This is a genomic window from Mesorhizobium sp. M2D.F.Ca.ET.226.01.1.1 (genome assembly GCF_004022705.2).
Lineage (GTDB): Bacteria > Pseudomonadota > Alphaproteobacteria > Rhizobiales > Rhizobiaceae > Mesorhizobium.
Map to the genome: position 1 here is coordinate 348153 of NZ_RZOY02000006.1, position 24019 is coordinate 372171.

The window sequence follows — 24019 nt, forward strand, 5'->3', positions numbered from 1 at the left end:
TACCGAACCAAACCGCTAGTGCAATGTGACCTCGGAGGATCGAGAGCCGTGCCATCCGGCCGCAAACGGAAGACCCGTTTGCCGTCGTGTCGAACGGTCACTGAGGGAGGAGCAGATGTCTCGCACTAACGGCGGCAAAACCGCAATCTCCGGCATTTCAAGACGCCAGTTCATCGCCACTTCGGTGGCCGGCGGCGCGGCATTGGCATTCGGCCGCGGCAAGGCCTTCGCGCAAAGTGCCGACACGCTCAAGGTGGGCTTCGTCAGTCCGCGCACCGGCCCTCTTGCTGGCTTCGGCGAAACCGACGGCTATGTGCTCGACCTCGCCCGCAAGGCTCTGGCCAATGGCATCGAGCTCGGCGGCAAGAAATACAGCGTCGAGATCCTCGACCAGGACACCCAATCGGATCCGTCCCGCGCGGGCCAGCTCGCCAAGGACCTGATCAACAACCAGGCCATCGACCTGATGCTCGCCGTCTCCACGCCGGAGGTGATCAATCCGGTCGCAGACGCCTGCGAGGCAGCCGGCGTGCCTTGCCTCTCCACCGTCATGCCGTGGGAGGCCTGGTATTTCGGCCGCGGCGCCAAGCCCGGCGCGCCCTCGCCTTTCAAATGGACCTATCATTTCGGCTTCGGCGTCGAGGAGTTCTTCAAGGCCTATATCTCGCAGTGGAACCTGATCGAGACCAACAAGAAGGTCGGCGTCATGTATCCCAACGACGCCGACGGCAACGCCATCCGCGCCCATCTGGCGCCGCTGCTCGCCAAGCAGGGTTTCACCATCGTCGATCCGGGTGCGTACGAAACCGGCACCACCGACTATTCCTCGCAGATCGCGCTGTTCAAGCAGGAAGGCGTCGAGATCTTCAACTCCTTCCCGATCCCGCCTGACTTCGCCGCCTTCTGGCGTCAGGCAGCGCAGCAAGGCCTGACCCGGCAGATCAAGATCGCCCAGGTCGCAAAGACCGGCCTGTTCCCCTCCGACATCGAAGCGCTCGGCGATCTTGGCGTGAAGATTTCCAGCGCCGCCTACTGGCACAAGGCATTCCCCTATAAGTCGCCGCTGACCGGCGTCTCGGGTACCGAGCTTGCCGATGGCTACGAGGCGGCGAGCGGCAAGCAATGGACGCAGCAGCTCGGCGCCTCGATGTCGCTGCTCGACGCCGGCTTCGAAGCCTTGAAGGCGAGTTCGAACGCCAAGGATAAGGCGGCGGTGGCCAAGGCGCTGAGCACGCTGAAGACCGAGACCATGATCGGCAAGGTCGACTTCACCAGCGGCCCGGTGGCCAATGTCTCGCCCGGCCCGATCATCGGCACGCAATGGGTCGCGGCCAAGGAGGGCTCGAAATTCCCGCTCGACTATGTCGTGACCGAGAACGCCACCGACCCGAAGGTTCCGGTCGAAGCCAAGCTCCAGCCGTATAACGGCTGATCTGTCGGGGGACCGCATCGTGAACGCTCTGCCCAACGGTGCGATCCTCAATGCCGCCGGCATACACAAGCGCTTCGGCGCGCTGGTGGTGCTGGACGACATCGACTTCGCCATGGCCGCCGACGACGCGATCGGCATCGTCGGCCCCAACGGCGCCGGCAAGACGACGCTGCTCAGTGTGCTTTCCGGCGCCTATCCGCCGAGCGCCGGCACCATCGCCTTCAAGGGCGATGACGTCACCGCGCTGCCAGCCACGCAGCGCTGCCGGCTGGGGCTGGTGCGCACCCATCAGGTGCCGAAACCCTTCGGCGGCATGACCGCATTCGAGAATGTCTTCGTCGCCGCCTCGCACGGCGCGGGGCTTGTCCGCGACGAGGCTTATGAGGAAGCGCTCGGATCGCTGAAGCTCTGCGGCATGCTCGGCGTCGCCAACCGGCGCGCCGAGACGCTCGGCCTGCTCGACCGCAAGCGGCTGGAGCTGGCGCGCGCGCTCGCGGCGAAACCGACGCTGCTTCTGCTCGACGAGATCGGCGGCGGCCTGACCGACGGCGAGGCCGGCGAGCTGGTCGAGACCATCCGCGAATTGCGCCGCCGCAGGATCGGCATCGTCTGGATCGAGCACATCGTGCATATCCTTTTGCAGGTGGCCGAGCGGCTGATCTGCATGGACGCCGGCAAGATTATCGCCGATGGCGAGCCGCAAGCGGTGATGGCCGACCCGCAGGTGATCAGCGCCTATCTCGGCGGAGGCCCGAAATGAGCCTGCTGTCGGTCGAGGATCTGGTTGTCCGGCATGGCCTGCTGCAGGCGGTGCGCGGCGTCAGCTTCAGCGTTGAGCACGGCGAGACGCTGGCGCTGGTCGGCGCCAACGGCGCCGGCAAGACGACATTGTTGAGGGCGATCGCCGGCGCGCACCAGGCAGCCTCGGGCCGCGTCGTCTTCGACGGCGCCGACCTCTCCGGCGTGCCTTCGCATGAGCGCGTTCGCAAGGGCGTGGCGCTTGTGCCTGAAGGCCGTCGGCTATTCGTGCAGATGACGGTTGAGGAAAACCTTCTGCTTGGCCGCACCGCCGGCCGCCCCGGCGACTGGAGCGTCGAGCGCGTGCTGGAAACCTTCCCCAACCTCAAGCCGCGCCGTCACGCCAAGGCCGGACATCTCTCCGGCGGCGAGCAGCAGGCGACGGCAATCGGCCGCGCGCTGATGAGCAATCCCGACCTGCTGCTGCTCGACGAAGTCTCGCTCGGCCTGTCGCCGCTGGTCGTCGACCGCGTCTATGCATCCCTTCAGGGTCTGATCAGCTCCGGCACGACGATCATCCTTGTCGAGCAGGACCTCAACCGCGCCCTCTCCGTCTCCGACAAGGTCATCTGCATGCTCGAGGGCCGCATCGCGCTTGCAGGCGACAGCAAGAACGTCTCGCGCGACGAGGTGACCAAAGCCTATTTCGGCCTGCACCGCAAAAGCGCCGGGGGCGTGCCGGCATGATGAACCAGATCATCCAGGGCATCCTGCTCGGCGGCTATTACGCCCTGATCGCCTGCGGCCTCTCCTTCATGTTCTCGGTGATGCGCATCATCAACCTCGCGCATGGCAGCCTCGCCGTGCTCTCGGCCTTCGCGCTGTGGCTGCTCGCCTCGCGCTTCCACATCTCGCCTTTCCTCGGCCTCGCCATCGTGTTGCCGCTGATGGCTGTGATTGGCTGGGCCTTGCAGCGCTTCCTGCTCCAGCGGAGCGCCCGCGGCGGCGCGCTGCTGCCGATCCTCACCACCTTTGGTCTGGCCATCGTCATCGACAATGTGCTGTTCGAGCAGTTCGGCGCCGACACACGCTCGCTGGCACCCTATATCGGCAGCCTGTCCTACGCTTCCTGGGAATGGCCGGGCAGCATCTATGTCGGCAAGCTGGCGGTGATCATCTTCGTCACCGCCGTCGTCCTGCTCGGCGGGCTGCAGCTCTTTCTCACCCGCACTAGCCTCGGCCGCTCGATCCGCGCGACCTCGGAAGACCCCGATACCGCCGGCCTGGTCGGCGTCGATGCGCGCCGCGCCATGGCGACAGCCGCGGCCATAGCCATGGTCACGGTCGGCCTCGCCGGCGCCTTCCTCGGCATGCGCGCCACCTTCGATCCCTATGCCGGCGCGACGCAGCTTCTGTTCGCCTTCGAGGCGGCCGTCATCGGTGGCGCCGGTTCGCTCTGGGGCACATTGATCGGCGGCATCATGCTGGCGCTCGCCCAGACGCTCGGCGCGACCGTGCACCCACAGGGCTTTCTCATCGGCGGCCATGTCGCTTTCCTGATCGTGCTGTTCATCCGGCTCTACACCTCCGGCCTTGGCTTGGGTGGTTTGCTGCGGCTCTCCACGGGGAAGGCATCATGAGCGCCGCCTCCCCCGTCATCGAACGTGGCACCGCCGCGTCCCGCATCGCTGGCGTCGGCGTCTTGGCCATCATCGTGCTGCTCGCCGTCGCGCCGCAATTTCTCTCGGCCGGCGCGGTCGACCGCATGACCGCGCTGTTTATCTACGTGATCCTCGCGGCGATGTGGAACGCGCTTGCCGGTTTCGGTGGACTGGTCTCGGTCGGCCAGCAGGTGTTCTTCGGTCTCGGCGCTTATTTCGCCATCCGGCTGGCCAATGCCGGGCTCAATCCTTTCGTTTCGCTGTTCGTCTCGGCGGTCGTCGTCGTCGCCGTTTCCTGGCCGATCTCGCTGTTCATGCTTCGCTTGAAGAACGGCGAATTCGCCATCGGTATGTGGGTGATCGCAGCACTGACGCACCTCCTCGTCAATCTCGACCGGCTGATCCAAGGCGAGACCGGCACGTCGCTGATCTCGCTCAACGTCTACGATGCTTCGGCACGCAGGCTGACCATCTACTGGCTGGCGCTGGCCTCGATGACGGCGCTGCTGGCGACCCTCTTCGGCCTGCTGCGCGGCAGCACGGGCGCGGCCATTCGCGCCATCCGCGACAATGAGGATGCGGCGGCCTCCGTCGGCGTGCGCGTCACCGGCACCAAGCGGCTGCTCTTCGTGCTCGCCGCTTTCGGCATCGGCGTTGCCGGCGCGCTGTGGCTGGCGACCTCAATCACCTTCCAGCCGAAGACGTACTTCAGCGTCCAGTGGACCGCCTACATGATCTTCATGGTGCTGGTCGGCGGCATCGGTACCTTCGAAGGCGCGATCCTTGGCGCGCTCATCTTCTTCCTCATCGAGACCTGGTTCGGCGGCACCGGCGTCTGGTACCTGATCGGCCTCGGCGCCACGGCGCTGGTCTTCTCGCTGTTTTTGCCGCGCGGCCTGTGGGGCACGGTGGAAGAGCGCTTCGGCTGGCGACTGCTGTCGGTCGGCTACCGTGTCAGGCTTCCAGCTGTTGGCGCCGCAGACCCTGCCACCGACACGATCGCATCGGCACGGACAACGACACACAGGGAGAAGGCGTGAGCATGCTGTTCGGCAAGACGATCCTCATCACCGGCGTCGCCTCGGGCATCGGCGCCCGCACGGCGGAACTGGCGGGCCAGCTCGGCGCCCATGTGATCGGCGTCGACCTGCGCGAGCCAACCGATCATCAGGGCATCTTCGTCAAGGCCGACATCTCGTCCAAAGCCGGCGTTGACGATCTTGTCGCGCAACTGCCGCAGCGTCTGGATGCGCTGTGCAACGTCGCCGGCCTCTCCGGCAACACGGGCGCGGCATCGACGCTCGCTGTCAACTTCTACGGCCTGCGCGCGCTGTCGGAAGCGCTGGCGCCAAGACTTCGCGAGGGCGGCGCCGTCGTCAACGTCGCTTCGATCGCGGGCTTCGGCTGGCGCGCCAATCTCAACCGCGCCGCCTCGATGGTGAGCGTCGAAGGCTTTCCCGATGTCGCCAAGGTGATCGCCGACCACGCGGTCAAGAACGAGGAAGGCTATCCGGTCTCGAAGGAGCTCTTGCTCCTGTGGACCTTCCGCGCCGCGCATCAGGATCTGTTCAAGAGCCGTGGCATCCGCGTCAACGCGGTCAGTCCTGGTCCGGTCGAGACGCCGATCCTGAAACAGTTCCGGGCGGTCCTCGGCGATTCCAGGGTCGACAGCGATATCGCCCGGGTCGGCCGCGCCGGCACATCGGGCGACATCGCGCCGGTCGTGCTGTTCCTGTGCTCGGACGGCGCACGTTGGATCAACGGCGCCAACGTGCCCGTCGACGGCGGCCTTGAAGCATCGATAAGCGCCGAAGTGCTCGGCTTCTAATTTGTAGCGCTCCAGCAGGAGCGAGGGAGAGAACAATGGATATCGGACTTCTGATCGACGGCGACGAGCGGGCGGCAACCGGCAAGGCCTCCTACGAGCGCCTGGACCCCTTCACCGGCAAGCTCGCGACACGCGCCGCTGCTGCAAGCATTGCCGACGCCAACACCGCAGTCGATGCGGCGGCCGCTGCTTTCGATGCCTGGTCGAAGACCGGCCCCGGCGAGCGCCGGGCGCTGCTCTTGAAGGCAGCCGATGTGATGACTTCGAAAGTTGGCGAGTTCACGAAGCTGATGATGGAAGAGACCGGCGCCACCGGACCCTGGGCCGGCTTCAACGTCATGCTGGCCTCCAACATGCTGCGCGAGGCGGCCGCCATGACGACGCAGATCTCCGGCGAGGTTATTCCGTCGGACAAGCCGGGCACGCTGGCCATGGCGATCCGTCAGCCGGCCGGCGTCTGCCTCGGCATCGCGCCGTGGAATGCGCCGGTCATCCTCGGCACGCGCGCGCTCGCCATGCCGCTCGCCTGCGGCAACACCGTGGTGCTGAAGGCGTCCGAAATGTGCCCCGGCACGCACCGCCTGATCGGCCAGGTGCTGGTCGAGGCCGGCCTGCCGAAAGGCGCGGTCAATGTCGTCACCAACGATCCGAAGGACGCGGCGGCAATCGTCGAGGTGCTGATCGCGCATCCGGCGGTGAAGCGCGTCAACTTCACCGGTTCGACCAAGGTCGGCCGCATCATCGCCGAGCTCTCCGGTCGCCACCTCAAACCGGCGCTGCTCGAGCTCGGCGGCAAGGCGCCACTGGTCGTGCTGGACGACGCCGACGTCGACGCGGCGGTCAATGCCGCTGTTTTCGGCGCCTTCATGCATCAGGGCCAGATCTGCATCGACCGAACGCCTGATCGTCGACGAAAAGATCGCCGACGAATTCGTTTCCAAGCTCGCCGCCCGTGCCTCAAAACTTCCAGCCGGCGATCCGCGCGGCCATGTCGTGCTGGGCTCACTGATTAGCAGCCAGGCCGCCGACAAGATGGAGGAGCTGATTGCCGACGCAACCGCCAAGGGCGCGAAGCTTGCCGCCGGCGGCAAGCGCACCGGCACGGTCGTCGAAGCGACGCTGCTCGATCATGTGACGCCCGCCATGCGTGTCTATGCGGAAGAGTCCTTCGGCCCGGTGAAGCCGGTCATTCGCGTGAAAGGCGAGGACGAGGCGGTGCGCGTCGCCAACGATACCGAATACGGCCTGTCGTCGGCCGTCTTCAGCCGCGACATTCGCCGCGCCATGGCTGTCGCCGCGCGCATCCAAGCCGGCATCTGCCACATCAACGGCCCGACCGTCGGCGATGAGGCGCAGATGCCGTTCGGCGGGGTGAAAGGCTCCGGCTACGGCCGCTTCGGCGGCAAGGCCTCGATCGCTGAATTCACCGACCTGCGCTGGGTGACGATCGAGGATCCGGGCCAGCACTACCCGTTCTGATTCTTCCTTCCCCCCTTGTGGGGGAAGGTGGCCGCGAAGCGGCCGGATGACGGGTGCTCCAGGGAAAGCCAGCGTCCGTGAAATGAGCATGGCGGCACAATCGCCAACGTCTCACTCCGCTGGAACACCCCTCATCCGTCTCACCCCAGCGTCAACCCCGCCTTCTTCGCTTCCTCGCGCAGGAACGGCAGGCCGACCTCGATGACGTCGCGCGGATCCTCGGCCACCGGCCGCCACACCGCGAGACCGCCGGCGATGTCGACATCGACATGGTTCATGCTTTCAAGCGTGATCGCGCCCTGATAGCCGATGTCGGCGATCGCCTTCATGCAGGCCGCCCAGTTGAGCATGCCGCGCCCCGGCACGCCGCGATTGGCTTCCGACACATGCACATAGCCGAGATAGGGTGCTGCCGCCTCGAAGCCGGAACCGAAGCTCTCCTCCTCGATATGCATGTGGTAGGTGTCGAGATGGATGAAGATGTTATCGGCGCCGACCCGCTCGATGATCCGCGCCGCGTCGATGCCGCGGTTGATCAGATGCGTCTCGTAGCGGTTGCAGGGCTCGATGCCGAGCTTGAGGCTGCGCGACTTGGCCGATTTCGCCGCGCGCTCGAGGAAGCGGCACGTGCCATCGATCTCGCGCTGCGTCGGCGCCCGTCCGGTGGTCTTGCCGATCGTGCCGTAGGTGACCCCGCCAAGCGCCTCGGCGCCGACCTCATTGCAGACCTTGAAGGCAGGCTGCAGGAAGTCGAGCGCCTCGTCCGGCCGTTCGACCACGTCGAGCGCGCGCGGCAGGCCGAGCGATGGGATGAGCTCAACACGATAGTGGTTGGCGAAGCCGCGCGTGCGCTTGGTGTCGATCTCCTCGGGGCGCAGCAGCGGGATCTCCATCAGGCCGATGCCGAGCTCCTTCAGCCGGTCCATCTGCGGCTCGATGCGGGCAAGGTCCCAGACCGGAGCGATGGCGAAAGTGTGCAGTCCGAAGGTATTCATATCAGCCTCGTTGCTCATGCGCCGCCGCGGCGGCAATGTCGCCGCCGCCGACGATGCGGCTGACGACTTCGTTCATATTGGTCCTGGCGGTGACGAGATCGGCATCCGCTCGCCCATGGCGCAGCACGACGATGCGGTCGGTGACCGACAGCACGTCGTTCAGCCGGTGCGAGATCAGGATGACGGCGATGCCTTCCGACTTGAGCCGCCGGATAAGGTCAAGCACGCTCTGCACCTCGCGCACGGCAAGCGCCGCCGTCGGCTCATCCATGATGACGAGCTTCGGGTTGAAGGTGAGCGCCCGCGCGATCGCCACCGTCTGCTGCTGGCCACCGGAGAACGAACCGACCGACCGGTTTATCGACGGCAGATGCGCGCCCAATCGCTCGATCATTTTCGCGGCCTGGCGGTCCATCTCGCTTTTGTCGACGAAGCCGGGGAGCAGGCCGAACAACCTTTTCGTCGGTTCGCGCCCGAGGAAGATGTTGGAGGCCACGTCCTGCTGCTTGGCCAGCGACAGATCCTGGTAGATCATCTCGATGCCGAGCTGGCGTCGCTGACCCGGGTCGAGGGCAAGAATGTCCTTGCCGTCGAACTCGATCGAGCCGGTGTCGGCGCGGTAGATGCCGGTAATGGTCTTCATCAGCGTCGACTTGCCGGCGCCGTTGTCGCCGACCAGCCCGACCACCTCGCCAGCCGCGACCGAGAGGTCGACGCCATGCAGCACGTCGACCGCGCCAAAACTCTTGCGGATGCCGTGAAGCGAAAGCAGGGTCATACGCGTGACTCCTTCCGCACCTGGTACTGGTCGATGAAGACGGCCAGGATCAGCACCGCGCCGATCGCCATCTGCTGGTAGTAGGATTGCACCGCAAGCAGCGTCAGCCCGTTCTGCAAGACGCCCATGATCAGCGCGCCGATCATCGTGCCGAGGATCGAGGCGCGGCCGCCGAACAGGTTCGTGCCGCCGATGATCGCCGCCGTGATCGCGGTAAGCTCGTAGTTGATGCCGGCGGTCGGGTCGCCGGCATTGACGCGGGCGGTGAAGAGCAGGCCGGCGAGCCCGGCCAGCGCACCGGAGAGCGTATAGATAATGCGGCGATGATGCTCGACGCGAATGCCGGCCGCGCGCGCCGCACCCTCGCTATCGCCCAGCGCCAGCGTATGGCGGCCGAAGCGCGTATAAGCAAGCACCGCATGCGCGACGATCGCGGTGAGCACGAAGATAATGACCGGCATCGGAATGCCGAGCGGCCGGCCCTGGCCGATATAGACGATCTCGGGCGGCAATCCGTATATCGCCCTGCCCTGCGAGATGACCAGCGCCAGCCCGCGCGCCAGGCCCAGCATGCCGAGCGTGACGATGAAGGCTGGCACGAAGGCGCGGGTCACCAATTGCCCGTTGATGTATCCGGCAATCGCGCCGGCGAGGATGCAGGCAATCACCGCGAAGACCGACGGCCAGCCGAGATTGACCGCGACGTAGGCACCCGCCACGCCGGCCAGTCCCATGACGGAGCCGAGAGACAGGTCGAGCCCGCCGGAGCCGATGACGAAGGTGGCGGCGATCGCCAGCACGCCGATCGTCGAGGTGGCGAGCAGGATGTTGAGGAAATTGCTGAGCGACAGGAAATAGGGCGACAGCACCGCCATCGCCGTGCTCAGCGCCAGAAGCACCACCAGCGACTCCAGCCTGATGTGGAGCCTTTCGACGGATGCGCGCTGCACCCGAGCCCAGAAGCCGGGCTGCGTCGTTTCGGAAGCCATTTTCGACCCTTCGGGTAGGGGAATAAGGGAGTAGGTTAGTAGTGGAGTAGGGAAAGAAGGCGGCTGGGCCAAGCCTGCGAAGCGCAAACCACGCTTTCCTACTCCCCTACTGCCTTACTCCCCTACTCCCTTCCTTTCACTACTTCACATATTGCAGCATCGGCTCCTTGCCGGCGTCGATCACGTCCTTGGTCAGCACCAGCGTCGGCACCGCGATGCTTTCCTCGACTTTCTCGCCCGCGAGCGCCTTCTTGACGTTCTCGACCGCCTGCTTGCCGACGAGATAAGGAAGCTGCGCGACTGAAGCGTTGAGGCGGCCTTCCTTGATCGACTTCACGGCATCGACATTGCCGTCGACGCCGATCATCGTCACCTGCTGGCCCTTGCCGGCCGCATAGACCGCTTCCACCGCGCCCAGCGCCATGCCGTCATTGGCACAGAAGATGGCGACGAGGTCGGGATGCGCCGTCAGCGTGTCGGTGGCGATCGAGGCGGCCTTGCCGCGATCCCAGTCGCCCGGCAGCGAGGCGACAATCTGGAGGCCAGGCGCCAGTTCCTTCAGCTTCTCGGCGAAGCCCTTGGCGCGCTTCTCGCCGGTGATGTTGCCGGAGAGGCCTTCGATGACCAGCACCGGACCCTTGGCGTCCTTGCCGAGCTTCTTGGCGAGATATTCGGCGCCCTGCGCGCCGGCGGCGATGTTGTCGGAGCCGATATGGAAGGTGACCTTGACGCCTTCTTTGTCGAGCACCGCCTGGTCGAGATTGTTGTCGAGGTCGACGATCTTGATGCCGGCCTCCTGCGCCGACTTCAGGCAGGGCAGAAGATTGGTCGAGTTGATGGCGGCGGTGATCATCGCCACGGGCTTGCGCTCGAGCATCGTGTTGCAGAGATTGAGCTGCGGCTCGGCGGCCTGGTCGCTCTCGGCCGCCTGTTGGAAATATTTCACCCCGGCTTCCTTGGCCCCGTCCGCGACGCCCTGCGCCATCGCGCCCCAGAACGGGTTGGCCAGCGTCTTCATCAGCACGCCATATTCGCCATCCTCCGCTTTGGCGACGCCGATGGCCGAAAACGCCAGACCTACGCCCAATGCAAGGGTAAATCGATTTATCTTCAGGGTAAGCGATGTCATTCCAGTCCTCCTTCTGATCTGGCGTGCCGGATGCCTTGGCCAGGCCGGCACCGTCCTTCCGTTGTCGACAATGGGGGCTATTGTCGGTCTCCTCCCCCGGAATGCGGGCCGCTGCCTGGCGAGCCAACGGATTCCCGCTCCAACACCTGGCAGGATTCGAGCCGTGCCGTGGGTGGTCCCATGGCGCCCTCGACCCTGCGAAACAAAAGGTTCATCGCCTCGCTGGCAATCCGGCGCACCGGCTGCACCACGGCGGCGATCGCCGGCCATGTCACCTGCATCCATTCGGCGTCGTCGAAGCCGACCAGCGAGATATCGTCCGGGCAGTGCCAGCCGCGCCGGCGAAACTCCGACAGCGCGACGAGCGTGCCCTTCAAGAGCAGCGAATAAACGGCGGTCGGCCGCTCGCCTTGACCGAAATAGTCGCGCAGCGAGGACCTGAGCGGCTCGACGCTGACCTCCGATGTGATGACATCGATGCGCATCGACGGATTAAGCGCCAGCGCCTGGGAGCGAAAGCCCTCCAGGCGCGCGCGCACCGTCGCCGCCTGCTCGGCAAGGCCAATCACCAGGATATGGCTGTGGCCCTTTCCGACCAGCATCCGCGCCACCTCGGCGCTGGCAGCGGCGCTGTCGGCCGAGACCGTGTCGAAGGCGTCGTCGGAGAGCACGCGGTCGATCAGCACGCCGGTCATGCCGTTGGCTTTCATGAAATCGGCCGCCGGGCCATGCTCGTTGCGCACCGGCGCCAGCACCACGCCGGCAACGCGCCAGTCATGCATGCGGGCAAGGATCTCCGTCTCGCGCGCTTCCGATTCACGGCTCGATGCCGCGACCAGCGTATAGCCGCGCTGCTCGGCAAGGCCTTCCAGCTCGGTGACCATCTGGCCGAAGAACTCGCTTTCGAATTCCGGCATGATGGCGCCGATGATGCGGCGCTTGGCCCTGCGCATGTCGGAAGCCAAAGGATCGACGCGATAACCGAGACGCTCGACGGCATCGAGGACGCGCCGCGCGTTTTCCGGCTTCACCGTGGTGACGCCGGCCAGCACCTTGGAGACGGTGGCCGCGGACACGCCGGCATGGCTTGCCACGTCGTGGATCGACGCACGTCGCTGCTGGACTTCGCGTTGCGCCATTAATCTCCTCCAGAAAGCAGGTGCCTGCCCGCCTTCTCATCACTGTAACCGATAAATCGATTTTTCGCTGGTGTAAATCGTTTCATCCGGAGTAAAAAACACAGATGTGATTGACGCGATCCAATCGCGCCGGGAGGAAACATCATGTCCGACAAAGCCTTGCCGCTGGTGATCAGCGCGCCCGAACCGCGCACGCTCGACCTGATCTTCACGCCGCCGCAGCTGGCGCTGTTTCGCAAAAAATATCGCATCGTCGAGACAACGCCAGAAGGCGTCGCAAAGTTGCCGCCGGATGTGCTGGCCGAAGCGCGCTACATCGTTGGCCAGCCGCCCATCGGCTCGGAAACGCTGCAAAAAATGACGGCGCTGCGCTGCATCTTCAATGTCGAGACCAACCTGCTGAACAACATGCCTTATGAGACGCTGTTTGCCCGCGGCATCCATGTCGTCACCACCGGCCTGGTCTTTGCCGAACCGGTGGCGGAGCTCGGTCTTGCCATGGCGCTCAATTTGGCGCGCAACATCGTCGACGCCGACCTCGCGTTCCGCCAGGGCAAGGAATTGTGGGGCGGCGACGGCAACCAGACGGCGCGGCTGCTCTCCGGGGCCGATGTCGGCATCATCGGCTTCGGCGACCTCGGCCGTGCGCTCAACCGACTGCTGACCGGCTTCCGCACCTGCACGAAGGTCTACGATCCGTGGCTGCCGCCGTCGATCCTGATCGACAACGGCGTCGAGCCAGCTTCGCTCGACGAGGTGTTGTCGCAGAGCGATTTCGTTTTCGTCGTCGCTTCCGTCACCAGCGAGAACCAAGGGTTTCTCGGTGCGGACTCTTTTGCCAAAATGCGCAAAGGCGCGGCCTTCATCCTGCTCAGCCGCGCCGGCGTCGTCGATTTCGCCGCACTGATGGCGGCGGTGAAGAGCGGTCACATCGTCGCCGCCAGCGACGTCTTCCCCGAGGAGCCGCTGGCCAAGGACCATCCCGTCCGCGCCCTCCCCGGCTTCCTGCGCTCGGCACACCGCGCCGGCGCGCTCGACGTCGCCTTCAAGCGCATGGGCGACATGGTGCTGGAGGACATGGATCTGGTCGACCGCGGCCTGCCGCCGCTGCGCTCCAAGCGCGCCGAACGCGAGACCGTATCGAGGATGCGGTCGAAACCCGTCGACCGGAACTGAAGCTGCGGCGTCAGGCGACGAGATCGTCTCTCGCGACATGGCCTGCCGGTTGCCCGAAATTAGCCCCGAGCCAGGCGATCGCGCTGGCGACATCTTCGATGGCGAAGCGCGCCGCCGTCTCGCCTTGCGGCTTCACGCGGATCGAAATTCCTCCGGCGGCATTGACCGTGTCGAAGCCGTTCTCGTCGGAGGTGTCGTCACCAAGGAACACAGGCCGCCTGCCGCTGAATGGATCGAGTTGCATGAAGCGCCGGATCGCGGCGCCTTTGGCGGCTTCGAGCGGCATCAGCTCGACGCCGGCATTGCCGGCGATCACGCGGTAGCCCTTCGGCAGGCGCGTAAGCGCCGCCTCGACCAGCTCCGTCGCCCGCGCCAGAAGCTGCGGTGCGGCTCTTGTGTGGATGGCGAGCACCGGTCCCTTGCGCTCGACATAGACGGCTTTGCTTGCCAGCTGCAATTCGATCTCGTCGGCGAGCGCCGCCATATCGGCCGGCGCGTCGGCTGCCTCTATCTTTCCATCCGGCGCGAGCCTGTGCTCCAGCCCGTAAAGGCCGGCGATGCGCAACTTCAACGGATCGAACAGGTGGTCGACGGCGGCGATCGAGCGTCCGGTGATGAAGGCGAGCGCGCCGTCGAGGCGACGCTCGATCCTTCCCAGGAGAGCGCGCAACTCCTCGCTGACAGATACCGCGTCGGGGTGCGGCGCGTGCTCCAGCAACGTGCCGTCAATGTCGAGGAAAAGCGCCCAGCGGCCTTCGGGAAGCGGCGGGGTGAGGTCTGCCTGGATGTTCATCGGAATCCGACTGCCTGTTTGCGTTCGAACATGGAAACGACATTGTCGCTGGCGGGACCCGTCGGCCGGTCGTATGAAGCGGTGACCCGGTCGAGGTCGCCGCGCTTTCTCAGCCGCGCCGCGTCGAGCAGCATGCTGCCGGCCCAGCGATAGACATTGTTGTCGCGCACGATCTCGCGCATGCGCCGCATGCGCTCGTGCTGCTCGTCCGGCCCCATCGTCAGCGCCTGCAACATCGCCTCGCTCATCATCGCTGCGTCGTAAGGGTTGACGATCAGTGCCTCCAGGAGTTCGCGCGAGGCTCCGGCGAAGGTGCTGAGCAACAGCACGCCCTGCTCGTCGTCGCGCGAGGCGACGAACTCCTTGGCGACGAGGTTCATGCCGTCATGCAGGCTGGTGACCATGCAGATGTCGGCGGCGCGATAGAGTTCGTAGACCGAGAGCTGCGAATGATGTTCGGCCACCATGACGACCGGCCGGTAGGAGCCGCCGCCATAGCGTTGGTTGAGTTCCTCGGCATAGCGCAGGCATTCCTCATGCAGTTGCTTGTAGGCTGGCAGCGTGCCTCGGCTGGGCGCCGCGATCTGCAGGAACACGACGTTGCCCACCATTTCCGGATGCCGGATGAACAGTTCCTCCAGCGCGTGGAAGCGATCGAGGATGCCCTTTGTGTAGTCGAGGCGCTCGACGCCGACGCACAGCTTGGCGCCGGCTGGAATTTTGAACCGCCTGCGAACGCGCGCCCGGCACTCTTCGACACTTGGCAGGCATTTCAGGAGCTCGGCCGGCCACTCGATCGAGATCGGATAGGAATGCACCAGCGTCACCTGGCCGCCATACGAAATGGCGGCATCCGCTCGCTCGATGCGGCTTTCCATGAAGCGGTCGACGCTCTCGGTGAAGTTGTTGGCATGGAACTGGGTGTGGAAGCCGACGATCGAACTGCCGAGCAGGCCGTCGAGGATGCGCTCGCGCCACGGACAGATGCTGAACACTTCCGAATTCGGCCACGGGATATGCCAGAAGGTGATGACGATCGCCTCGGGCAGCCGCTCGCGGATCATGCGCGGCAACAGCGCGAAGTGATAGTCCTGGACGAGCACGATCGGCCGCTCGTTGCGCGCCTCGGCAACCACCGTCTCGGCGAACTTGCGGTTGACGGCTTCATAGGCCTCCCAGTCCGACTCGCGAAAGATCGGCCGCGTGAAGGCGATATGGCAAAGCGGCCACAGGCCCTCATTGGCAAAGCCGAGATAATAGCCCTGGTATTCATCGTCGCTCAGCCAGACCCGGCGCAGCGTGTAGGACGGATGATCGGGCGGCACCTCTACGCGATCATTCCTGTCTACCACTCTGCGGTCGGCGGTGCCGCCGCCATAGGCGATCCAGGTGCCGGCGCAGGCGCGCGTGATCGGCTCCAGCGCCGAGACCAACCCGCTCGCCGGCACCACCAATTCGACCTCGCCGTCCTTGGTCTCGTTGTGGATATAGGGCTCGCGGTTGGAGACGACGATGACCTGCGCATCCGGCAGATCCTCGGCAAGGATCTTGCGCAGGGTCTCGGGCGACCAGGTCACCAGAGCCGCATCGACCGACTGCCCGTTCTTCTCGAACTCGCGCAGCATCTTTCGCGCCGCCTCGGACGCAACATCATCGGCCGGCGCAGCCGCGGCGCGCGCATTCAGGCGCCGATGCCGTGAAACAGAAATGAAGATCGCGAGTGCGGAAAGTCCGAGGCTTGCGAGAATAAGAACCAAAAACAGGTCGACGCCATATTGTGTCATTGAGATGCCAGGTTGCCTCCGGCTGTCCGCTCTTTTTTGTTTTCGTTGCTGCCGGCTGCGGACCGGGAGACCGGTTCAGGTTTGCAAACGCGCAAGGCAAATATCGGTTCCGACATTTTTCGATTGTTGAATGCGCAGTTGCGGCGCTTTGTTTACGTGCGGACGATGAGCGGCACCTGGCCTTCATGCCGGTCGGAGAGGAAAGCCACGACGCGGTCGCCGACCCGCTGGAAGGTGAGATCGACTGCCTTGTCGCCGACGCTGAGATGCCTCAGCGTCAGCGTGTCGATACCGATCGGCAGTCTCGGCCGCGTGACGTGCAATTCGCCTTCCCAGCCGTCGATCTCCAGCCCCAGGCATGCCTGCATCAGCATGAAGGTGGAACCTGCCGACCAGGCCTGCGGCAGGCAGGCCACGGGATACGCGATCGGCGCCTCGCCGGGCGCGCGGGTGAAGCCGCAAAACAGCTCCGGCAGCCGCATGTTGAAATGCACGGCCGCCTCGAAAGTGCCACTCATCAGCCGCACCACGCTCTCGCGTTCGCCGTAACGCGCGAGACCCACCCCGCAAAGCGCCGTATCATGCGGCCAGATCGAGCCGTTGTGATAAGACATCGGGTTGAAGAACACCGCGTCGTCGGCGAGCGTCCGCAGCCCCCAACCGGAATGGAATGAGGCGGAGAGCAGTTGGTCGGCGACGAGCTTCGCCCGCTCAGGCTGCGGCAGCCCGACAAAAAGCAGGTGCCCGGCATTTGTCGTTCGCACCTTGCACGGCTGGCCCTCGCCATCGATGGCCAAGGCGTAGAAGTTCATGTCGTCCAGCCAGAAATCGCGTTCGACAGCGACCCGCATTTCCTCGGCGCGGTTTTCCCAGTGCTCGGCGTCGGCGAATTCGCCGCGGCGGCGCGCCAGCGCCGCCAGGCCGCGAAAGGCCGCGAAGACATAGCCCTGCACCTCGACCAGCGCGATCGGCCCCTTGGGAATGCGCCCATCGGCGTGGAAGACCGAGTCGAAACTGTCCTTCCAGCCCTGATTGGCGAGACCGGATTCGGCAGCGCGCTGGTAGGTGACGAAGCCGGTGGCGCGGCTCGCCTCCTCCGTCCATTCGGCGGCGGCCTTGAGCGAAGGCCACAATTTGTCGATGAAGGCCATGTCGCCGGTGCGTTCGGCATAGGCGGAAGCCAGATGGATATACAGCGGCGTGGTGTCGACGCCGCCGTAGTAGCGGCCGAAGGGAAGCTCGCGCAGCGCCGCCATCTCGCCTTTGCGCGTCTCATGCATGATCTTGCCCGGCTGGGAATCCGAGAAGGGCGAGGTCTCGGTCGCCTGATGCTCGGCGAGAAATGCCAGCACGCCGCGCGCGAGACCTGGGTTGAGCCAGAGCATCTGCAGGCTCGAGATCACGCCGTCGCGGCCGAACGCCGTCGAAAACCATGGGATGCCGGCATAAGGATAAGGCCCGGTCGAAAGTTCGGTCGTGAGCAGCGCCACGTCGGCGCGGGCGCGCTCGACCCAATCGTTGAAGACGCGGCCCGAGCTGTGCACCGTGGCGCCATGCCGGCGTTTGGCGCGCATGCCGAAGCGGGCGCGCGCCGCCGCGGCGCGGAAGCGGTCGCGGTCCGGCGTATCGGCGACCTCGGGACCCACTTCGATATAGAGCACTTTCTGGCTGCGCTTGGTCACCGCGATGAGGAAATCGGCGCGGTTGTCGCTCAACTGGTCGGGCGCCTGCGAAAACGAGATTGCCGAACGCCGCGGCAAGCCGTCCAGGCCGTCATAGCCGAGCAGCACCGAGATCTTGTCGGTCTTGGCGACATGCGTCGTGCCGCGCTTGACCCGTGTCGAGCCGCGCACTTCGAACATGTCGCGAAAGTCGGCGGAAAAATGCAGCGAGACCGTGATGGTCGAATGTTCGCGGCTGTAGTTGGAAAGCGTGATGCGCTCGAACAGCCTGTCCTGCCAGATCAGCCTGACTCGTTCGATATGGATCGCGCCTTGCGGGATATCGCGGCCGGCCGCACTCTGGATCGGCAGATTGGTCAGATTGGATGTGAACAGCACATTGTCCTGGCTGAGCGAAGCGCCGAGCAGCGACATCTGCCGGCCGCCAATGGTCAGCCGGAATTCGGACAGCACGCGCGTGTCGTCGCGGAAGAAGCCGTCGCCCGACCCCCTGATGTCGCCATAGGCGTCGGCGACGGCGAAACAGTCACCCTGCTTGAGGGCAAAAAGCCGGTGCGGTTCGCGCGGTCCGGTCTCGTCGAGTGAAGAAAGGGCTACGGCAGGATCGAGCTTGCGCTCGTCGAGCTCCATCATTCGTCACCTCTTCGTTTTGCCCCGCCCTAGAGCATGATGCCGAAAAGTGTGAAGCGCTTTCGGACAATATCATGCTCTATCTCTTTGATTTAGAGCCGGATTGAGATTTCAGGTCGAACAGACCCGAAATCATCCGGCTCCAGGCATCAAGGTCAGGAGGCCTTGGCCTCCGGCATGCCGGTCAGACGCATATAGGCAGCAACGTACTCGCGTGCCATTCTTGCCGCCGAAAACCTCTTTTCGAACACCGCCCTCACCTGCCGCCGGTCCAGATCGAGAAGCGCGGGCATCGACGCGACCGCATCATCCACACTGTCCACGACGAAGCCGGTGACGCCGTCGTCGACGATTTCCGGCAGAGCGCCGCTGTTCCAGGCGATCACCGGCGTGCCGCAGGCCATAGCCTCGATCGCGACGAGGCCGAACGGTTCCGGCCAGTCGATGGGGAAAAGCATGCCTGCCGCATTGCCGAGGAAAGCAGCCTTCTCGTCCTCGGTAATCTCGCCAACATAGTCGATGCGGTCGCCATCGATGAGCGCCTCGATGTTGTCGCGGAAATAGGCGCGATCGTCGTCGCCGATCTTGGCCGCCAGCTTCAGCTTCAATCCGGTCCGGCGCGCGATCTCGATGGCGCGGTCCGGCCGCTTGTCGCGCGACAGCCGTCCGAGGAAGGCGAGATAAGGTTCCTCCGCCTGCGGCTCATAGGTCGGCCGGTAGGCGTCGAGCGGCAGTCCGTGATGGATCGTGGCCAGCCAGTTCGCGTCGGGCAATCCCCGTTTCTGGCTGTGCGAGATCGAGATCATCGGGAAGCGCGGAAAGCGTTTATAGGCCGGCGCCAGGTCGACATAGTCGAGCCGGCCATGCGGCGTCGTCACCGTTCGCCCCGCAATGGCCTCGAAGAACGGGAAATGCAGGAAGTGGCTGAGATGGAAATGGATGACGTCGAACTCTTGGGCGCGCTCGCGCACATCGGCAAGCATCGCCAGATGCGCGGCAATCTCCGATTTCTTCGGCCGCGGGTCGAGCCGTATCGCCTGGTCGCGCCCGGGCACCAGCTTGGCCGAAGTCTCGCTGTCGCCGCTCGCGAACAGCGTCACCTCGTGCCCGAGCTCGACCAATGCTTCGGTTATGTAGAAAACGATCCGCTCCGTACCACCGTAGAGCTTTGGCGGCACGGATTCGTAGAGCGGCGCGACATGGGCAATGCGCATCGGGTCCCTCGGCTGTTGACGCGAGCAAAATGCGTCAGCGCCGAGATCGTTCCTGCCCAATTGGCCGCGGGTTAAGCTGGGGCCTTGCGCCCACGCCGCGCCAGGATGTTCGCCACCAGCAAAAGCAGGATGGACAGCCCCATCATCAAGGTCGCCGCCGCGGTGATCGCGGGGCTCAGTTTTTCGCGCAAGCCGATGAACATTTCGAGCGGCATGGTGCGCTGGCCGGCACTGGCCAGGAACTGCACGACGACCACCTCGTCGAAGGAGGTGACGAAGGCGAAGGCGGCGCCCGAAAGCACGCCGGGAAGGATCAGCGGCAGCATGACGCGGAAGAACGACGTCAGCGGTTTTGCGCCGGAGATCGCCGCGGCGCGCATCAGGTTGCGGTCGAAGCCGGTCAGGCTTGCGCCCACCGTCACCACCACGAAGGGGCTGGCGAGAGCAGTGTGCGCCAGGATGATGCCGGCATAGGTGCTGGCCAGCCCGACACGGGCATAAAACAGGTATGAGCCGACGGCGGTGATCACCACCGGCACGATCAGCGGCGACAACAGCAGCGGCATGATGATGCGCCGCCCGGGGAATTTCTCATCGGAAAGCGCGATCGCCGTCAGCGTGCCGAGCGTCGTCGCGATCACCGTCGTGCCGAAGGCGACGATCAGGCTGTTGCCGATCGCCGACTGCCAGCGCTGGGTGCCGAGCACCACCTCGTACCAGCGCGTTGATATCCCCTCGAGCGGGAAGATGAAGAAGGCGCCGCTGTTGAAGGAGAGCGGCACCGGGATGATGATCGGCACTAGCAGGAACAGGATGACCAGCCCGCACCATATCCACAGCAGCGTGATGCGGATGCGTTCGCTGGTTGTAGGGTAAGGGGACAACAGCATGGCTACACCAGCTTCAGGCGGTCTAGGCCGAGGACGCGGGCGAAGATGCCGAACAGCGCCAGCGTGAAGACCAGCAGGATGAAGGACAGCGCTGCCGCCATCTCCCAGTTCAGTTCGACATTGACGTAGTTGGCGATGAAATTGCTGATCAGTTGATCGCTTGCCCCGCCGATAAGCGCCGGCGTTATGTAATAGCCGAGGCACAGGATGAAGGTGAGCATGCAGCCGGCCATCACGCCCGGGAACACCTGCGGAATGTAGACGCGGCGGAACGCGGTGAAAGGCCGGGCGCCCAGCGAATAGGCGGCCTTCATCTGCGACGGCGGAATGGTGCGCATGACGCTGTAGATCGGCAGCAGCGTGAACGGCAGCTGGATATGCGTCATGGCGATGATCAGGCCGATGCGGCTGTACATCAGGTCGAGCCGGTCGCTGGTGACGCCGATGAGAAGCAGGAAGTCGTTGACCAGGCCGAACTTCTGCAACAGCACCGTCCAGGCCGCGGTGCGCACCAGGATCGAGGTCCAGAACGGCAAGAGCACCGCGACGATCAGGATGGCCGCCAGCCCCTTCGGCACGTTGGCGATCAGATAGGCGAGCGGAAAGCCGAGGATCAGCGTTGCCAGCGTCACCGACGCGGCAACGAAGAAGGTGCGCAAGAACACCTGGATGAAGATCGCCTGCTCCGGCGGCACCCGCTCGATGGCGCCATCGGCGTTCCAGCGCAGGTCGAGCGCGCTCAGCAGATAAAACGAAGTGAAGCTGCGCGTGCCGCTCTGGATCGCCGGCCAGGTCGCTGGCGCCGACCAGAACGGCACCGACTTCATGGCGTCGAGCGCGGCCTGGCCGTCGGCGCTTTCGAGCTTGCGCACTGTCTTCAAGAGCTGGCTGCGCGCGCCCGGAAGGCGAGCGTTCAGGCTCTTGGCCAGTTCATAGGCTGTACCCTTGGCCTGGTTGTCCTTGAGGTCTGCCGCAAGCGCCGCGAAGGCATCGTCGCCGGGCAGGCCCTGGCCGTTCCAGCCGGCCAGGGCCGCGGTCGTCTTGGGCAAAGCGTCCGCGATGGTCGGATCATAGACTGCGCGTGAGAGCAAAAGCACGATCGGAATGCCGAAGACTCAGCGCCAGCAGAACCAGCAGCGGCGCCGCCAGCAGCAGCAAGCGCATCCGGTCGCCGAATTCGGCGCGCCGGAGCGCCGCCGACACGGACTTCAGGTCCGCATCGGCGGCTGACCGGTCGCGGGCCAGCGTCGGCCGGTCGAGTTCGCTGGGCTGGAGCGCCGACATGCCGTCTCCTACTGGGCGAGCCAGGCGTTGAAACGCTTGACGAGGTCCTCGCCATAGTCGCCCCAGAACTCGGTGTCTGCGACGAGATAAGCGCCGGCCAGATGATCGGGAGCGTTGGGCAGTTTCGGCAGCGCGTCGGCCGCGACGAAGGACGCTGCGTCGGTGCGCACCGGCCCGTAGGTGATGAAGCTGGCAAGCTTGGCGTTGTTCTTAGGCTCGCTGATATAGGCGAGATATTTGTAGGCCAGCTCCGGATTACGCGCGCCTTTCGGGATGGCGATCATGTCGTATTCGAGGATCTGGTTGTTCCAGACGATCTTGAACGGCTTCTTGTCGTTGTCGATCGCGTTCTGGATGCGGCCGTTCCACGCCGTGGTCATTACGACTTCCTTGGAGGCGAGCAGCTGCGCGGGCTGCGCGCCGGCATCCCACCAGACGATGTCCTTCTTGATCGTGTCGAGCTTCTTGAAGGCGCGGTCTACGCCCTCCGGCGTGGCCAGCACCTTGTAGACGTCGGCCGGCGCCACGCCATCGGCCATCAGCGCCCATTCGAGGTTCTGCGCCGGGAATTTGCGCATGGCGCGCTTGCCGGGGAATTTGGTCGTGTCGAAAAGGTCGAGCACCGAGGTCGGCGCTTCCTTGAGCACGGTCGGGTCATAGGCGAGGATGTCGCCGTAAGCATCGAGCCCGACTCCGCAATCCAGCGCCGAGCCTTCGATGAATTTGTCACGCGGTCCGATCTTGGCATAGTCGAGCCGCTCGAGGATGCCGGCGTCGCAGCCCTGCAGCACGGTCGCGGTTTCCACCGTCACCAGGTCGATCGGCACGTTGCCGGTCTCGACCATGGCTTTGACCTTGCCGAGGTCGCCGAGATATTCCTGTTCGAGGATTTTGGCGCCGGTTTCCTTGGCGAAGGGCTCGAACCAGGCCTTGCGCTGCGCGTCCTGCCAGGCGCCGCCGCTCGCCATGATCGAGAGTTCCTCGGCGAAGGCGGCGCCGGCGATGGTCATGCAGGCCGTGGCGGCAGCGAGCGCGAGAAGAGTCTTTCTCATTTGTGTCATTGCATTTTCCCCTGTTTTGGAATGGCGCCGCCCGTTCCGGCATCGGCTGGAAAGGCGCGGCAATCGTTGGGCGCGCAGGAGACCGTCACGGTCTCGCCATTCGCCATCGTCGCTTCGGGGCCGACCTTGACGGTCAGCACCTGGTCGTTGGCGAGCCTGGCCAGAAGGCGCAGGTGATCGCCGAGATAGATACGCCCATCGACGGTCGCTGGCAGCGCGTTGCCGCCATTGGCGGCAGCCGACAGGCTGAGCCGCTCGGGCCGGATCGCGACATGGCAGGCGCCGCCTTGCGTCACACCGACCGCCAGCGCGGTGATCTCGCCGCCGCCATTCAGGCGGACGCGGCATTGCTCACCTGAGACGCGGTCGACCACACCTTCCAGCGTGTTGTTTTCGCCGATGAAGCTCGCCACGAATGAGCTTTGCGGCGTGTTGTAGAGATCGTCGGGCGAACCGAGCTGGGCGATGCCGCCCTGGTTGAACACGGCGACGCGGTCCGACATCGTCAGCGCCTCGCTCTGGTCGTGTGTGACATAGACGATGGTGACGCCGAGCATCGTGTGGATCTGCTTGATCTCAAGCTGCATGTGCTCGCGCAATTTCTTGTCGAGCGCGCCGAGCGGCTCGTCCATCAGCACCAGGCTCGGCTGGAACACCAGCGCGCGAGCCAGCGCCACTCGCTGTTGCTGGCCGCCGGAAAGCTGCGTCGGGCGGCGGTCGCCGAATTGCTTCAGCCGCACCATGTCGAGCGCGCGGCCGACGCGGGCCGCGATGTCGGCCTTGCTCACCTGGCGGACGGAGAGCGGAAAGCCGACATTCTCCTCGACCGTCATATGCGGGAAGAGCGCATAGTTCTGGAAAACCATGCCGATATTGCGCTGATAGGGCGGCAGCCTGTCGACTGGCTGGCCCTCGAGCGTGATCGTGCCATGCGTCGGCCGCTCGAAGCCGGCAAGCATGTTGAGCGTGGTGGTCTTGCCGGAGCCAGACGGCCCGAGCAGCGTCAGGAACTCGCCGCGCGCGACGCTGAGGTTCATCCGCGTTACCGCGAAGCTGCGGCCGTCATAGGATTTCTCGACGTCGGCGAATTCGACGAAGCCCTGGCCGGCTCTCGCCTGCGCTGGGCCCGCAGCCGTTGCTCCGCCGGTCGGCGCGAAGGCCTGGCTGGCGCTCATCGCTCGCAGTCCCGGCTGCCGATTAGCGATTCGTCATGCGGCTTGCGATCCATGCCTCGTCCTCCCGGTGCGGGCCCGCCGAAACAGCGCGCCGCCCGACTTGTATGGTCACACAATCAAGGTGAAATTGACCATAAATGCGGACAACTTTGCCCGTCAAGC

21 protein-coding genes and 1 pseudogene are annotated in these 24019 nt (G+C 65.0%); 8 read left to right on the forward strand and 14 right to left on the reverse strand.

Features of this window, described 5'->3' with window-relative positions; all coding sequences use genetic code 11:
• Positions 1-115: 115 nt before the first annotated feature.
• From EN869_RS16700 to EN869_RS16730, 7 genes and pseudogenes are all read left to right on the forward strand, one after another.
• Entirely contained in the window at positions 116-1432 is a 1317-nt protein-coding gene (locus tag EN869_RS16700) for an ABC transporter substrate-binding protein (RefSeq protein ID WP_127229295.1), read from the forward strand.
• A gap of 28 nt (positions 1433-1460) precedes the next feature.
• Positions 1461-2192: an ABC transporter ATP-binding protein gene (locus EN869_RS16705; protein WP_281015721.1), complete on the forward strand. Its 732-nt coding sequence runs from the start codon at positions 1461-1463 to the stop codon at positions 2190-2192.
• On the forward strand, positions 2189-2917 hold the full coding sequence (locus EN869_RS16710) for an ABC transporter ATP-binding protein (RefSeq protein WP_127229297.1): 729 nt from the start codon (positions 2189-2191) through the stop codon (positions 2915-2917). The genes EN869_RS16705 and EN869_RS16710 overlap by 4 nt, the downstream gene beginning before the upstream one ends.
• A complete protein-coding gene (locus EN869_RS16715; RefSeq protein WP_127229298.1) occupies positions 2914-3810 on the forward strand; it encodes a branched-chain amino acid ABC transporter permease in 897 nt (298 codons plus the stop codon). Before EN869_RS16710 ends, EN869_RS16715 begins: the two co-directional genes overlap by 4 nt.
• A complete protein-coding gene (locus EN869_RS16720) occupies positions 3807-4871 on the forward strand; it encodes a branched-chain amino acid ABC transporter permease (protein ID WP_127229299.1) in 1065 nt (354 codons plus the stop codon). The genes EN869_RS16715 and EN869_RS16720 overlap by 4 nt, the downstream gene beginning before the upstream one ends.
• A gap of 2 nt (positions 4872-4873) precedes the next feature.
• Positions 4874-5659 carry a coniferyl-alcohol dehydrogenase gene (locus tag EN869_RS16725; RefSeq protein ID WP_127229374.1) on the forward strand — a complete coding sequence of 262 codons (786 nt, stop codon included), beginning with the start codon at positions 4874-4876 and terminating at the stop codon, positions 5657-5659.
• A 35-nt stretch (positions 5660-5694) separates the two neighbouring features.
• Positions 5695-7138, forward strand: a pseudogene (locus EN869_RS16730) (aldehyde dehydrogenase).
• A gap of 140 nt (positions 7139-7278) precedes the next feature.
• Here the strand turns inward: EN869_RS16730 and EN869_RS16735 are convergent.
• The 5 genes from EN869_RS16735 to EN869_RS16755 all read right to left on the reverse strand — a co-directional run bounded on the left by EN869_RS16735 (position 7279) and on the right by EN869_RS16755 (position 12168).
• Positions 7279-8133, reverse strand: a complete 855-nt coding sequence (locus EN869_RS16735) for a sugar phosphate isomerase/epimerase family protein (protein WP_127229301.1) — start codon at positions 8131-8133, stop codon at positions 7279-7281.
• 1 nt (position 8134) lies between these two features.
• Entirely contained in the window at positions 8135-8911 is a 777-nt protein-coding gene (locus EN869_RS16740) for an ATP-binding cassette domain-containing protein (RefSeq protein WP_127229302.1), read from the reverse strand.
• Complete coding sequence (locus EN869_RS16745) at positions 8908-9900, reverse strand: ABC transporter permease (RefSeq protein WP_127229303.1); 993 nt, start codon at positions 9898-9900, stop codon at positions 8908-8910. The genes EN869_RS16740 and EN869_RS16745 overlap by 4 nt, the downstream gene beginning before the upstream one ends.
• A 139-nt stretch (positions 9901-10039) precedes the next feature.
• Positions 10040-11029 (reverse strand): substrate-binding domain-containing protein, encoded by a 990-nt coding sequence (locus tag EN869_RS16750; protein WP_127229304.1) that lies wholly within the window; start codon positions 11027-11029, stop codon positions 10040-10042.
• Positions 11030-11106: 77 nt separating this feature from the next.
• Complete coding sequence (locus EN869_RS16755) at positions 11107-12168, reverse strand: LacI family DNA-binding transcriptional regulator (protein WP_127229305.1); 1062 nt, start codon at positions 12166-12168, stop codon at positions 11107-11109.
• Between the two features lie 144 nt (positions 12169-12312).
• Between EN869_RS16755 and EN869_RS16760 the strand changes: the two genes are divergently transcribed.
• On the forward strand, positions 12313-13344 hold the full coding sequence (locus tag EN869_RS16760; RefSeq protein WP_127229306.1) for a hydroxyacid dehydrogenase: 1032 nt from the start codon (positions 12313-12315) through the stop codon (positions 13342-13344).
• 10 nt (positions 13345-13354) lie between these two features.
• Here the strand turns inward: EN869_RS16760 and otsB are convergent, their stop codons facing one another.
• From otsB to EN869_RS16800, 9 genes are all read right to left on the reverse strand, one after another.
• The gene (gene otsB / locus EN869_RS16765) at positions 13355-14137 is read right to left on the reverse strand and encodes a trehalose-phosphatase (protein ID WP_127229307.1); all 783 of its coding nucleotides are present in this window, start codon (positions 14135-14137) and stop codon (positions 13355-13357) included.
• Positions 14134-15921 carry a trehalose-6-phosphate synthase gene (locus EN869_RS16770; RefSeq protein WP_127229308.1) on the reverse strand — a complete coding sequence of 596 codons (1788 nt, stop codon included), beginning with the start codon at positions 15919-15921 and terminating at the stop codon, positions 14134-14136. Before EN869_RS16770 ends, otsB begins: the two co-directional genes overlap by 4 nt.
• Positions 15922-16073: 152 nt before the next feature.
• Entirely contained in the window at positions 16074-18236 is a 2163-nt protein-coding gene (locus EN869_RS16775) for an amylo-alpha-1,6-glucosidase (RefSeq protein ID WP_127229309.1), read from the reverse strand.
• A 152-nt stretch (positions 18237-18388) separates the two neighbouring features.
• Positions 18389-19447 (reverse strand): glycosyltransferase family 4 protein, encoded by a 1059-nt coding sequence (locus EN869_RS16780; protein WP_127229310.1) that lies wholly within the window; start codon positions 19445-19447, stop codon positions 18389-18391.
• Positions 19448-19518: 71 nt separating this feature from the next.
• Positions 19519-20337, reverse strand: coding sequence for an ABC transporter permease (locus tag EN869_RS16785; protein ID WP_127229311.1), 819 nt, complete (start codon positions 20335-20337; stop codon positions 19519-19521).
• Between the two features lie 2 nt (positions 20338-20339).
• Complete coding sequence (locus tag EN869_RS16790) at positions 20340-21434, reverse strand: ABC transporter permease (protein ID WP_245514635.1); 1095 nt, start codon at positions 21432-21434, stop codon at positions 20340-20342.
• Positions 21406-21621, reverse strand: coding sequence for a hypothetical protein (locus tag EN869_RS35085; RefSeq protein WP_245514636.1), 216 nt, complete (start codon positions 21619-21621; stop codon positions 21406-21408). The genes EN869_RS16790 and EN869_RS35085 overlap by 29 nt, the downstream gene beginning before the upstream one ends.
• Positions 21622-21629: 8 nt before the next feature.
• The gene (locus EN869_RS16795) at positions 21630-22673 is read right to left on the reverse strand and encodes an ABC transporter substrate-binding protein (protein WP_167498501.1); all 1044 of its coding nucleotides are present in this window, start codon (positions 22671-22673) and stop codon (positions 21630-21632) included.
• 5 nt (positions 22674-22678) lie between these two features.
• Positions 22679-23857 carry an ABC transporter ATP-binding protein gene (locus tag EN869_RS16800; protein ID WP_127229313.1) on the reverse strand — a complete coding sequence of 393 codons (1179 nt, stop codon included), beginning with the start codon at positions 23855-23857 and terminating at the stop codon, positions 22679-22681.
• Positions 23858-24019: the final 162 nt, after the last annotated feature.